Origin of the sequence: Aeromonas sp. Y318-3, from assembly GCF_027706185.1 — a bacterium.
Lineage (GTDB): Bacteria > Pseudomonadota > Gammaproteobacteria > Enterobacterales > Aeromonadaceae > Aeromonas > Aeromonas veronii.
Genome location: NZ_JAPDCN010000018.1, coordinates 82,649 through 95,160, shown reverse-complemented (window position 1 = coordinate 95,160; position 12,512 = coordinate 82,649). Strand labels below are relative to the sequence as shown.

At 56.0% G+C, this 12,512-nt stretch carries 11 protein-coding genes and 1 pseudogene; 8 read left to right on the top strand and 4 right to left on the bottom strand.

The genetic code is table 11. The features are described from left to right. The 4 genes and pseudogenes from OKB77_RS20205 to OKB77_RS20190 form a co-directional block, all read left to right on the top strand. Positions 1-509 (top strand): DinB/UmuC family translesion DNA polymerase (locus OKB77_RS20205; protein WP_270818279.1); only part of this gene is annotated, 509 nt, incomplete at its 5' end. 388 nt (positions 510-897) lie between these two features. After that, entirely contained in the window at positions 898-2,439 is a 1,542-nt protein-coding gene (istA, locus tag OKB77_RS20200; RefSeq protein WP_201976375.1) for an IS21-like element ISAs29 family transposase, read from the top strand. A gap of 14 nt (positions 2,440-2,453) precedes the next feature. Next, positions 2,454-3,209 (top strand): IS21-like element ISAs29 family helper ATPase IstB, encoded by a 756-nt coding sequence (gene istB / locus OKB77_RS20195; protein ID WP_270657354.1) that lies wholly within the window; start codon positions 2,454-2,456, stop codon positions 3,207-3,209. Positions 3,210-3,290: 81 nt separating this feature from the next. After that, positions 3,291-3,485: pseudogene (locus OKB77_RS20190) on the top strand (IS1595 family transposase); the annotation flags it as partial. On the opposite strand, the gene OKB77_RS20185 reads toward OKB77_RS20190, so the two are convergent. Beyond that, complete coding sequence (locus OKB77_RS20185) at positions 3,486-3,701, bottom strand: hypothetical protein (RefSeq protein ID WP_042649076.1); 216 nt, start codon at positions 3,699-3,701, stop codon at positions 3,486-3,488. Between the two features lie 287 nt (positions 3,702-3,988). Between OKB77_RS20185 and OKB77_RS20180 the strand changes: the two genes are divergently transcribed. The 3 genes from OKB77_RS20180 to OKB77_RS20170 all read left to right on the top strand — a co-directional run bounded on the left by OKB77_RS20180 (position 3,989) and on the right by OKB77_RS20170 (position 7,309). Beyond that, positions 3,989-5,320 carry an AAA family ATPase gene (locus tag OKB77_RS20180; RefSeq protein ID WP_201973401.1) on the top strand — a complete coding sequence of 444 codons (1,332 nt, stop codon included), beginning with the start codon at positions 3,989-3,991 and terminating at the stop codon, positions 5,318-5,320. Further along, positions 5,304-5,954, top strand: coding sequence for a hypothetical protein (locus tag OKB77_RS20175; protein WP_042649078.1), 651 nt, complete (start codon positions 5,304-5,306; stop codon positions 5,952-5,954). The genes OKB77_RS20180 and OKB77_RS20175 overlap by 17 nt, the downstream gene beginning before the upstream one ends. A 158-nt stretch (positions 5,955-6,112) precedes the next feature. Continuing rightward, positions 6,113-7,309 carry a J domain-containing protein gene (locus tag OKB77_RS20170; protein ID WP_042649079.1) on the top strand — a complete coding sequence of 399 codons (1,197 nt, stop codon included), beginning with the start codon at positions 6,113-6,115 and terminating at the stop codon, positions 7,307-7,309. Between the two features lie 198 nt (positions 7,310-7,507). On the opposite strand, the gene OKB77_RS20165 is transcribed toward OKB77_RS20170, so the two are convergent. From OKB77_RS20165 to dusB, 3 genes are all read right to left on the bottom strand, one after another. Next, positions 7,508-8,932, bottom strand: a complete 1,425-nt coding sequence (locus tag OKB77_RS20165; protein WP_042649080.1) for a hypothetical protein — start codon at positions 8,930-8,932, stop codon at positions 7,508-7,510. Between the two features lie 557 nt (positions 8,933-9,489). Beyond that, the gene (fis, locus tag OKB77_RS20160) at positions 9,490-9,786 is read right to left on the bottom strand and encodes a DNA-binding transcriptional regulator Fis (protein ID WP_005309538.1); all 297 of its coding nucleotides are present in this window, start codon (positions 9,784-9,786) and stop codon (positions 9,490-9,492) included. Positions 9,787-9,812: 26 nt separating this feature from the next. Further along, the gene (dusB, locus tag OKB77_RS20155; protein WP_040064999.1) at positions 9,813-10,778 is read right to left on the bottom strand and encodes a tRNA dihydrouridine synthase DusB; all 966 of its coding nucleotides are present in this window, start codon (positions 10,776-10,778) and stop codon (positions 9,813-9,815) included. A gap of 292 nt (positions 10,779-11,070) precedes the next feature. Here dusB and OKB77_RS20150 point away from each other — a divergent pair, with 292 nt between their 5' ends. Next, positions 11,071-12,468, top strand: coding sequence for a TolC family protein (locus tag OKB77_RS20150; protein WP_265776326.1), 1,398 nt, complete (start codon positions 11,071-11,073; stop codon positions 12,466-12,468). Positions 12,469-12,512 lie beyond the last annotated feature (44 nt).

Sequence of the window (12,512 nt, the reverse complement as noted above, 5' to 3'; positions counted from 1 at the left end):
CCTTTGGTGAGCGCGTGACTGACCGTGGAGAAATGGCCCAAGCGTTGTCAGGCTTTATGGCTCGCGCAGCCGAGAAGTTGCGGGCCGAGGGGATGTGTTGCCAACGGGTGCACCTGTTCGTGCGAACCAGCCCCTTTGACGAACGAGCTCCTTACTACAGTGAGCAGGCTGGCGTCCGACTGGTCTGCCCTAGCGATGATACCCGGTTGCTGCTGCAGCAAGTGAACGTGCTGCTACCGCAGATTTGGCGCGACGGTTACCGCTATCAGAAGGGGGGCGTCATGCTGAGTGAGTTCACCCCCAAGGGGCAACAACAGGCAGATCTGTTTGCCCCGTCCTCCGCTCAATCGGACCCGCTGATGGCAGTGATGGACCAGATCAAAGCCAAGGGATTGGGGCGAGTAGGCTTTGCCAGCCAAGGTACGGGGTCGCCTGAGTGGATGATGCGACAAGAGCTCCTGAGCCCCTGTTACACCACCCGCTGGGAGGACCTGCCGGTGGCCAGGTAAGTGGATACAGTAATGTGCCTACCGTTTGCTAGATGTGGTACCCCACGTGGTACCCCAATACGAGGTTTTAGGATGATTTCTCAAGATCGACAAGTCGCGGCAGCAGAGCTTAAAGAAGGTGCAACCGCAACCCGATTTGCTATCAGCTCTAAACATGGTAACGGGTTTGCATATTCCGGCCGATCATGAACACCGATTCTGGTTCAACGTGAACACCATTTCCGGACCAACGTGAACGCTCATTCCGGTTCAACCTGAACACTTTGCACCTCCTTTCCGGAAACAGTGTTCAACATCCCGGAATCACTGTTCACATTCACCAGAATCATCCTTAACGCATTGATTTAACAACCTTTGATACGCTCTCCCTTTTGCCAGGGAAGAGCCTATGTCTGCCAAGAGGATTGCAATGCGTAAAATTCGTGAAGTGCTGCGACTGCGGCTGGAAGCTGACCTCTCTGTTCGCCAGATAAGTTGCTGCACCAAGGTCAGCGTTGGCTCCATCCAGAAACTCCTCAAAAGTGCCCAGACGCTCGGCCTGACCTGGCCTTTACCTATCGAGCTTGATGATGGCCAACTGGCGGCCCTGTTCTATCCGCAGGCCGATACCACCATCTCGGCCCGCCATGTTGTACCGGATTGGCCCTCTGTCCATCAGGAGCTCAAGCGCAAGGGGGTCTCCAAACAGCTGCTCTGGGAGGAGTACACCCAGCGCTATCCCAATAGCTGTTACAGCTACTCCCAGTTCTGTGACCGTTACAAGTCCTGGTGTCAGTTGCAAAAGCGCTCCATGCGCCAGATCCATAAGGCGGGGGAAAAGCTCTTTATCGACTACTGCGGGCCCACGGTGCCCATCGTCTCGCCGACTACGGGTGAGGTCCGTCAGGCCCAGATCTTTGTCGCCGTGCTCGGTGCGTCCAACTACACCTTTGCCGAGGCCACCTGGTCCCAGTCACTGCCGGACTGGCTGCAAAGCCATGTCCGTGCCTTTGAGTTTTTCGGTGGTACACCGGCACTACTGATCCCCGACAACCTCAAGAGCGGTGTCAGCAAGGCTTGCCGATACGATCCCGAGCTCAACCCCAGCTACCAGCAGTTGGCCGAGCATTATCAGGTGGCGGTGATGCCAGCTCGTCCTTACAAGCCCAAGGACAAAGCCAAGGCCGAGGTGGGTGTGCAGATCGTCGAGCGCTGGATCCTGGCCCGTCTACGCCATCAGACCTTCTTCTCGCTTGCCGAGCTCAACCAGTGCATCCGGGCTTTGTTAAATGAGCTCAACGAGCGCCCGTTCAAGCAACTGCCCGGTAACCGACGCGAGGCGTTTGAGCAGTTGGACCGCCCGGCACTGGGGTCACTACCGGTGCATCCCTATCGCTATGTCGCCATCAAAACGGTCAAGGTCAACATCGACTATCACGTCAGCTATGAGCAGCACCATTACTCGGTGCCGCACCAGTATGTGGGTCAGCAACTGGAGCTCCATGCGGGCGATACCCTGCTTCAGGTTTATCACCAGCAACAGCTGGTCGCGAGCCATCCGCGTAAAACCATCCCGGGAATGAGCACACTCCCTGAGCACATGCCGGAACGTCACAGCAAGCAGCAACGCTGGACGCCAGGGCGTCTTAAGCAGTGGGCTGCCGACATCGGACCGGGCACCTTGTGCTGGGTTAGCGAACGGCTGGCAGAGAAAGCCCATGCCGAGCAGGCATACCGACTCTGCCTGGGACTGCTGAGTCTTAGCCGGGAGTATCCGCCATCACGAGTCGAAGCCTGTTGCCAGCTGGCCAACCGGGAAGGACTGGTGCGGCTCAAGCTGCTCAAGCCGGTGCTGACCAGTGGCCGCGACCAACTGCCCGCAAGTCCGCTCAGTTATCCAGAACTGCCGCAAGAGCACGAGAACATCCGCGGCCCCCAGAGCTTCCACTAGAGAGGATACGTCCCATGACCCAACAAACGCTGACCCGCTTGAGACACCTGAAACTGACTGGCATGGCGGATGCCGTGCAACAACAACTGGAACAGGCAAGTACCTACGAAGGGCTGCCCTTCATCGAGCGGCTAAGCCTGCTGGTCGAACACGAACAACTGAGCCGGGAGCAGCGTAAACAAGCTCGGCTGGTCAAGCAGGCGAGGCTCAAACTCCAGGCCACGGTGCAAGAGGTGGACTACCAGTCTGCACGCAACCTGGAGCGGTCACAGGTGGCAAACCTGGCCCAAGGAGAGTGGCTGCGCCGGGGCCAGAACCTGCTCATTACCGGCCCCTGTGGCTGCGGAAAAACCTACCTAGCCTGTGCGCTGGGCTACCAAGCCTGTCAGCAGGGGCACAGCACTCGTTACTACCGGCTGCCGCGTCTGCTACTTGAGCTGAGCCAGGCCAAGGTAGATGGCAGTTACGCCAGACTGCTGGGTCAACTGGCAAGGATAGAGCTGCTGATCCTGGATGACTGTGGACTGGAAGCGGTGAATGCCGAGCAGCGCAACGCCCTGCTGGAGATCATGGATGATCGGTACGGGAAATACTCGACGGTCGTGGTCAGTCAGCTGCCAACGGAAGAGTGGTACGCGAGCTTGGGGGACAACACTCTGGCAGATGCGATCCTGGACCGGCTGATGCACAACGCTCACCGGCTGTCACTGAAGGGAGAATCGATGAGAAAGAGGAGAAGTGAGTTGACCCAATCTGAACACTCGAGTTAGAAACGGGGTGACGTGAGCGCGTTAAGGATCAGGGTGTTCACGTTGGCCGGAATGGCTGTTCAACTTCGCCGGAATACGCAGAATGTGAAGAACTCGCTGCGGGGCAGTTGTCATAAGCTCGGAGCGAAGCATTTACCAAGGCATCTTGCGGAATACTGCTTCCGGTTTAATCATCGTTTTGACCTCAAGAGCATGTTGGTTGAATTGGGGCATGCAGTCATGGCAAGCCCTCCGATGCCATATCGGCTCTTGAAGCTGGCTGAGGGTCATGGGTAATCAGGAACCGAAATTGTCCGTCGCGTAGAACAACTCTTTGCCTATGCCGATACCATCGAGCAGCAGGCCAAGACGGCCAAAGCGCGGGTCGATAACCTGACCCAGGCCATTCTGGCCAAGGCATTTCGTGGCGAGCTGACCGCCGACTGGCGCGCAGCCAACCCGGACCTGATCAGTGGCGACAATAGCGCCGCCGCCCTGTTGGCTCGCATTCAAGCCGAGCGGGCCACTGCCAAGCCGCGCAAACGGGCAACCAAAACATCCGCGACGTAGGTTCGATTAGCGAAGCGTAATCGGACGCACGAGAAACCGCCGCCCTGCTGGCCCGCATTCAGACCGAGCGGGCCACCGCCAGCGGCAAAAAAGGTAAGTGTGGGCCCCGCAAGCCTCGCGCAACGGCCTGACCCGCTCGTATGATGTGCAGTCAGCGGCAACATTCGACGGGTTGTAAGCCAAGTGCAGGCGAGATAAGGTCGTGTTGGCAGCAAAATTAGGAATAGAGCATGGAAATCAAACAACTCACCCTCGAAAATCTGGGGCGTTTTGAGCGTCTTGCCATCGAGTTTGCCCCCACGGAGCGGGCAAACTCGAATGTGACCGTGCTGATTGGCAACAATGGTGCAGGCAAAACCTCGGTACTCAAATCGTTGGCGACCTCACTCAGCTGGTTTGTTGCCCGTTTGCGCAGCGACAAAGGCAGCGGCAGCCCCATCCCGGAAGAGGTCATCCTCAATGGCGCCAATACCGCGGTGGTCTCTCTTCAACTACACGATCAGCTGAAGGAATACATCTGGTCTCTCACCAAAACTCGCGCCGGTCGCAAGAGCAACGAGCAATCCATATTGACCGACGCTAGCAAACTAGCCGATGAGTATCGAGCACGATTGACAGAGCAGGAAAATGTCAGCTTACCCCTGATCGCCTTCTACCCAGTCGAGCGGGTGGTGCTGGATATTCCGCTAAAGATCAAAGAGAAACATTCATTTCGCCAACTCGATGGTTATGACAATTCGCTGAGTCAAGGAGTCGATTTTCGTCGTTTCTTTGAGTGGTTTCGCGAGCGGGAAGATAGCGAAAACGAGTCGGTAATCCCTACTGAAGTTCTTAATGAACTTCAAGATTTACTCGGTCCTGATCTTTGGCAAAAGTTGCAACAGACACAGGCATCAGCCAGAGATCGTCAGTTGACGGCGGTGCGCACAGCTATTGCCAACTTTATGCCCGGATTTAAAAATCTGAAGGTCCGCCGTAAGCCGCGTCTGCATATGTCCATCGACAAGGAGGGTCAGACCCTCAATGTGTTGCAACTGTCGCAAGGGGAGAAATCCCTGATGGCACTGGTGGGCGATATTGCCCGCCGCCTCGCAATGATGAATCCGGAGCTGGAAAATCCGCTGCACGGCGATGGGGTGGTGCTGATCGACGAGGTGGACATGCACCTGCATCCCCAGTGGGCACGTACTATCATCCAGCGGCTCACTGATACCTTCCCCAACTGTCAGTTTGTGCTGACCACCCACTCCCCCCTGGTGATCAGCGATTGCAAGGATGTACTGGTCTATTCGCTCGATAATGGCGAGTTGACTGAAGTGCCATCCCAATATGGTCAGGATGCCAACTCGGTGCTGCTGGAGGTGATGGATACCGCTATTCGCAATGAGCGGGTGGCGAGCCGACTGAATGACTTACTCGATTTAATTCAAGATCGGCAATTTGATAAGGCCAATGCCCTGCTGGCCGCGCTAAGAGCCGAGCTGCCAGCCAACAACCTGGAGCTGACCAAGGCTAGCCTGCTGCTGCGCAAAGAGGAGCTGCGCCGTGCGCAAGATTTATAAGGGACAAGAACCTGCAAGTCTGGCGGCATTCAAACGTCAAAATCCTCATGCTCGATATCACGACCTACCCAACGATGAAGAGGGTCAGGCAATTCGCCAGCAGATCCGGGAGGCTTGCACTACTGAGCAATTCCATCTCTGCGCCTACTGTTGCCAAGCCATCAGCGGCACCAGTGAAGACACCATGAACGAGCATGTTGAGGCTAGGGATCTCGCCCCTAAGCGCACCATGGATTTCAGCAATCTGGTAGCCAGTTGCAAAACACCGAAACAGTGCGATGCCGCCCATGGCTCGCAGCCTCTGCCGTTGACCCCGCTGATGCCTGAGTGCGAAACCGAGTTGCGCTTTAAATGGAGTGGTCGGGTTGAGGGGTTGACGGAAAGAGCCAAAGAGGCGATCCGGGTACTCAATCTGGGTGATACGGAGCAAAGCAACAAGGTGCTGGTTGCCAAGCGCAAACAGCTGGTGGATAGCCTGATTTGGACCCACTATGGCGATGATCAGCAGGCACTGGCGCTGGAAGATGATGCACAATTGCTGACAATGCTGATCGAAGATCTGAGCCAGCCCAAACAAGGCAAGCTGGAGCCCTTCGCACCTGTACTGGTGAACATACTGCGCAGTCAGCTCTAGCGATTGCGTGCCTGCCCGGGTGACTCGGGAGCCACAACCTCGGTACACCTCGTGCGCTTTTCTCCGGCAGCAGACCGCGAGGATAGGCGCATCTCCTCCCCTCTGATAATCTGCCGTGGCCACGGTAGCCAACTATCCCGTTTTCATTTGGAGTTTTCATGTCACTGACCAAGAGTAAAACCTCGGCCAAGCGAAAAAAAGCCGAGCCGCGCCACGAGAGTCCGGCCCTTGCCTATTTTCATCGCCAGTGGCAGGCCATCGAAAAGCTGCAGGCCAAGCTGGCCAAACAGGAGCAAGAGGGGGCGGATATCTATCAGCGCTTTGTCAGCGACATTGAGCCTCTGGAGCGTGAGCAGTGTGGGCTGATTTTTCAGCTTTGCCAGCGGCTGGCCGGTTTCACCGCCCGCAAAAGTTTTACCCAGTGGCAGCGCGAGATGCTCCATGGCTGGATTGATGAATTGATGGGGTATCTTGAATCCAACCCGTTTCGGGGGGAGCTGGATCTGGAGTCACTCTATATGGCGGTGCAAGCGGGCAGCGTCAGCCAGCTCGATGATGATCAGCTCGAGGCGAGCTGCGATTTTATCACTGACATGCTGCAAGAGGCGTTTGGCGAGAGCCCCGATGATATCGAGCTGCTGCGCGAGATGGTCAGAAATCCCGAGAAGCTGCGCGACTATATGCAAGCCCAGGCCCAAAAACAGGGCGGTGATGAGCATGAGTGGGACGACGACGCGCCGGACTGTGGCGATGACCCCTTTGCCAATGACGAGGCTTTCGCACGTTGGCAGGATCATCATGACATGGCCGATCCGGATGAGGTTGCCAGGGTTGAGCAACTGCTCGATAACTCAAGCCTTAAGCAGCTCTATCGCAAGCTGGCTATGACGCTGCACCCGGATCGGGAGCAAGACCCGGTCAAGCGTGAAGAGAAGAGCCGCCTGATGGGCGAGCTCAGCCATGCGTGGGAAACGCGGGATATGTTTACTCTGTTGCACCTGGCTCACACCCATCTGCCCGAGGCAGACAAGCTGCTGAGTGAAGAGAATCTGGTGGCCATCAATCCGGCGCTCTGGCAGAAAAAACGTGAGCTCGAGATCTGCTTTTATAGTGGCCCGGAGGGAGTGCAAGGGGTTATCTTGCACAAGTTTAAACAGCGCTCGAAGAAGAAGACCGATCTCGCGTTCGAGGAGCATCAGCACTATCTACAGCGGGATATCAAGCAGTTGCATGGACAACTGGCGACCATCACCACCCTTGCAACCCTCAAACCCTATCTGGCCGAGCGCTGGGACGCACGTCAGCACGCCATCTGGGATGAAGAGCCGGACTTTGATGAGATCTTCTTTCGATAACACTTTTTTCGAAAACACATTTTTTGAAAACACCTATTTCGAAAACAAGAGAGAGCCAATGGCTCTCTCTTGTTTTGGGTAGCTTGAAGGATGTCGTTGCAATGAGACATCCAGATGAGTGCTATCGAGGCGCTGGACAGCCAAGGGCGCATGGAACACCAGCACAAGCTGACTGACCGAGTGAAAGGTGTTAGCGCCTTATTTATTCTCGGCCTGATACTGCACACCGCTCGCCGACATGGTAATGGCCGGTAGCTTTTGACGAACCGCCTCCCAAAAGCTGCTCTTGCGTTTGTGCTGCTGATAAAGCTGATTCAGATACTCCTGTGGCGAACAGAGAGGTCTCTCTCCATCCTCTTGTTCTACCTTTAAGGCCGCCTGATAATCCAGGCTCTTTTTCAGATCCGAGGCTGCCCCCGTGTAGTAGGTGCTCTTGCCCTGATTAACGACATTGGCCACCAATTGACGACGTAGCCGCACTGCCACCACGATAAATCCCTGCTGATAGAGGCGGCTCGACCAGGTTCGTACGGTTGAACCAGCAAGGAGTGAGAGATCCTCCTGCAAGTCTGCATCTGTACATTGCTCAAGCCGTTGTGCCAGTTGTGGCCATGCATCAACCTCCTCCAACAGCAACAAGACCTCGCGTAGCCCCCATGATTCGGCAATGGCAACAAACTGGCCTAATGCTACTTCTCTAGGCTCATCTCCACTTTGGCAATAACTCGCAAAAAACGAGTTTGCCCGTGTGCTAGCAAACGCGCGTAATGCCTGAGCATGAGCGTCAGCTCGGCGTCCCTCTTCCAGATAGGCCCGGATCAACACTTGATGCCACAGGTTCAATTGGCGGTGGCGCTGCAACAGAGCCGAGTCCATTGCCTCTAATACCGCGATGGCTTGATCGGCGCGTAATTCGTCGGTCAGCAGTCTGGCATAGTCAATCTGCTGACGGGGGTGGCTAAAGAGACCAGCCTGTTGCACCGAGTCAAAGAATGCAATATCACGCAACTCAAAGCTCAACCCCAACGCCTCTGGCAATAGACCTGCCGCCGCATAGTTATCGCGCAAGGCTCGCATCACTGGGGAGCCGAGCACATCACGGTAATCAAACAGGCAAGTAATGCTGATCGATGGATCAATGTCTGACAATCCGTCACGTAATCGACGAGCCAGCACCTCTGGGGGGACAGACTCTCGTTGAGCAGCGATCGCCATCAACCACTGTTCGACCAGCGCAAGATGGTAGTCCTCCCAGCTGCCACTGGATGTATCCATCTTTTCATACAAGGCTCTGGCATTCGCCAGCAACTCGAGGGCGAAGAGTTCTCCCTCCCTTGGAGAGGCGACGATCCCCTTGGCCAGCAACGGAATAAACTGATTTTGCAAGGTATCGAAGAAGGCATCCACCTCCTTATAATCCCAGGAAGGGGGGCGACGAGTGAGCTTGCTATACTCTTTTTTTGCCAATGCCAATAAGGCATCCTCAGCAGTAAGGTACTGGTTAATCAGGTGCTTTTTTGCGAGGGGAAGATGCGTTGCCAGGTCAAGCACGATAGCCAACAGCTCGGCTTGGCTTTTGCTTTCCAGTTTACTCAATTGCGCTTTGGTTAATATTCGTGCCATCAGCTGAACTACCCATTATCAGGTCTATCTAATCGAACATTGTGCCTGAGACCGATATAGATGCCTATCCATTGGAGCGACATCCCCCGGATGACAGAGACCATAAAGAACACATGGTTAAGAAACCATGTCTACGTCGCTGGAGGCGCTCAGCAATGAACACCTGCAAGAGCAAGCCACCAAGGCCCGATTTGCTGCTCGTATCCTTCATGCCCACTTTCTGGCACAACGTAGCGAACACCAGTGGTGGTACCCATCAAGATTGGCCGCAACGAGCCGTGTCCCTTTGGCTGCGGCTAGAAGTACAAGCAGTGCTGTTTGCACTGACCAACAACATAGATAGCAAGAGAGGGCCATTGGCCCTCTCTTGCATTAGGCAACATGGGGAGGATAGGTACAGTTATGTGGTCAACGCTGTTCATCAGGCTAGTCCGAGTTGAGTCGTCGACAATGATAACTAGTCTTGTAGGTGTGGGTTCAAATGTGGGTTCAAAACGAAAAAGGCACTATCAATAAAATGATGGTGCCTTTATTTTCAATAGCTTAGCTGTTATGGCTTAGTTCATGCCGTAACGCTTGAGCTTCTTGCGCAGGGTGCCACGGTTGATACCCATCATCACGGCAGCGCGAGTCTGGTTACCACGGGTGTACTGCATGATCACGTCCAGCATCGGCGCTTCGACTTCGGAGAGAACCATATCGTACAGATCAATCACTTCCTGACCGTTCAACTGGGCCAGGTAGTTACGCAGGGCCTGTTGCACAGAGTCACGCAGGGGGCGCTGGGTCGGCTCGGCAGCGTGATTGTGAGTAGTTGTTACCAATGCATCAGAAGTCAGGGTTTGTTCGAACATATTCGGTCGGCTCTTTAGTTATCTTGTTAACCTAATCCATCGAAATACGCTTCGAGTGCCTCAAGTTGCGCATCTGCGCAATCCAGGGCATTGAAGTGCTTACGGAATTCTCGGCCCGTCTCTTCTTCATCCAGATACCAGCCCACGTGTTTACGGGCTATGCGCGCTCCCAGATATGCACCATAAAACCGGTGCAGGTTGGTTACATGCTCGTTCATCAGGGTGCGAACCTCTTCCCTCTCGGGAGGCGGCAGCTTGGTGCCCGTCTCAAGAAAATGACGGATTTCCCGGAAAATCCAGGGTCGTCCTTGCGCAGCTCGGCCGATCATCACGGCGTCAACGCCGGTATAGTCGAGGACATACCGGGCTTTCTCCGGGCTGTTGATGTCACCATTGGCGACAACAGGAATCGATACGGCCTGCTTAATCGCCCTGATCGTGTCGTACTCCGCTTCGCCCTTGTAGAGGCAGGCACGGGTACGACCATGCACGGCAAGGGCCGCGATACCGCAATCTTCGGCGATTCGGGCGATCTCCACGCCATTGCGGTTATCCGGATCCCATCCTGTGCGGATCTTCAAGGTGACAGGCACCTCCACTGCATCCACCACGGCCTGGCAAATTGCTTTGACCTGATCGGGGGCACGCAGCAGGGCAGAACCTGCCAACTTCTTATTCACTTTTTTTGCCGGACATCCCATGTTGATGTCGACGATCTGTGCGCCCTGCTCCACGTTGTAGCGGGCAGCAAACGCCATCATCTCGGGGTCGGCTCCGGCAATCTGGACCGATCGCAATCCGCCTTCTGCAGAGTGATCCATTCTCATCCGGGTTTTCTGGGTATCCCAGACATCCGGGTTGGCCAGCAGCATCTCGGAAACGGCCATGCCAGCCCCCAATCGCAAACAAAGTTCACGGAATGGTCGGTCAGTTACACCGGCCATGGGAGCCACAATCAAGGGAGTTTCAAGCGTGTGGGGACCTATCTGCATTCCACGGTTACCATCGGCTTAGGGCGGCGTATATTACGCATTTTTTAGGCAGGAGAAAAGGTTAGTATTTGAGCGTCAGCCATTTTTTTCTGAAAAAAACGTCGCGCCAAGGCTTGCAAATTCTGGAGTTATTGAAAAACGGCCAGATTGCCGGAGACTGATCGCTGTACCATTCGGGTCGGACGCCTGCATAATTGTCAGTCCACTTGCAGGCCCGCTTTGCGTTATGATAGCGGGCTTAAGTCGAGCAAATGCTCCAAACATTTATGCAACAAAAGCGGATTGGGGATCTATGACGTCAAGGTTCATTAAATCACTCTGGCCGTGTCTGCTGGGGGTCGTGCTGGGGTCGGCGCAGGCGCAAACCATCAGTTTCGGCGAAGCCTGGACCCGGGTCATCCAGCAGGATGAAGGGCTGGCTGCCGAGCAGGCCGGGGTCGATCGGGCCAAGCAGCTGCGCGAGGCGGCCAAGGATATGTATCTGCCCAAGGTGGATCTGGGGGCCAGCTATACCCATCTTGATCAGCCGATTGAACTTGATGCCCTCGATCTCAATCCGCTGGCCAAGCAGAAAGATCTGATCCTGGCACTCGGCAGCCTGTTCGGGGTCGGGGCCAACGCATTTGTCACCCCCCTGACCAAACAGAATGTGGTGACCAGCTCGGTCAAGATGCTCTGGCCGCTGTTTGCCGGTGGTCGCATCGATGCGGCGCAGGATATCCGCCAGGCGCAGGTAAGCGAGGCGCAGCAACTGCTGGTGCTCAAGCAGCAATCCACCTTCGAGAGCCTCTCCCAGACCTATTTCGGCGTGGTGCTGGCTGCTCAGGTGGTGCAGACCAAACAGGAGATCGAAGAGGGGCTGGCCCACCATCTGGATCACGCCAGGAAGCTCGAAGCACAGGGGCAGATAGCCAGGGTGGAGCGTCTCTCCGCCCAGTCGGCCTATGACAGAGCGCGCATCGATACCCAGAAGGCGCGCCGCAGCCTCGAGATCGCCGAGCTGGCCCTCGGCCGCATGCTGAAGTTGCCAAATGCCCAGCCGGGCAGCGGCCTGTTCGTCAACAAGGATCTGCCGCGCCTTGAGGGGTTGGTGAGCCAGACCCTGGAGGTGCACCCCGGTCTCAAGCTGCTCACTGCCAAGAAGGAGCAGGCCAAGGGGCTGATCCGGGTCGAGCAGGGCAAATATGCCCCCGAGGTGTTCCTGTTCGGCAACTACAACCTCTATGAAGATGATTCGCTCGCCTCCAAGACAGCGCCGGACTGGCTGGTAGGGGTGGGTGTCAGCATGCCGCTGGTGAGCCGCGATGGCCGCTCCGAGACGGTACAGGCCGCCAAGAGCGCCGAGTTGCAGGTCAATCTGCTGCAGGCCAAGACCCGTCAGGATCTGGAGTTGCTGGTAGAGAAGACCTGGCGCGAAGCGGCGCAGGGGCTAGAGGAGTATCAATCCCTCTCTTCCACCCAGGCGTTGGCAGAGGAGAACGTGCTACTGCGGGACAAGGCCTTCGGTCAGGGACTCTCTACCTCCCTTGATGTGGTGGATGCCCAGAACCAGCTGGCGGGGGTCAAGACCCAGCGCGCGGCGGCGGCCTATCAATATGTGGTGTCGCTGGCCCGCCTGCTGGCGCTCTCCGGCCAGATGAACAGTTTCAATCAATATCAGCATGGTCAGGTGATCGAGGTGAACTCATGATCCCGGTCCTGTCTGTTCCTTTTTTCATGTCTTTTCCGACCGTC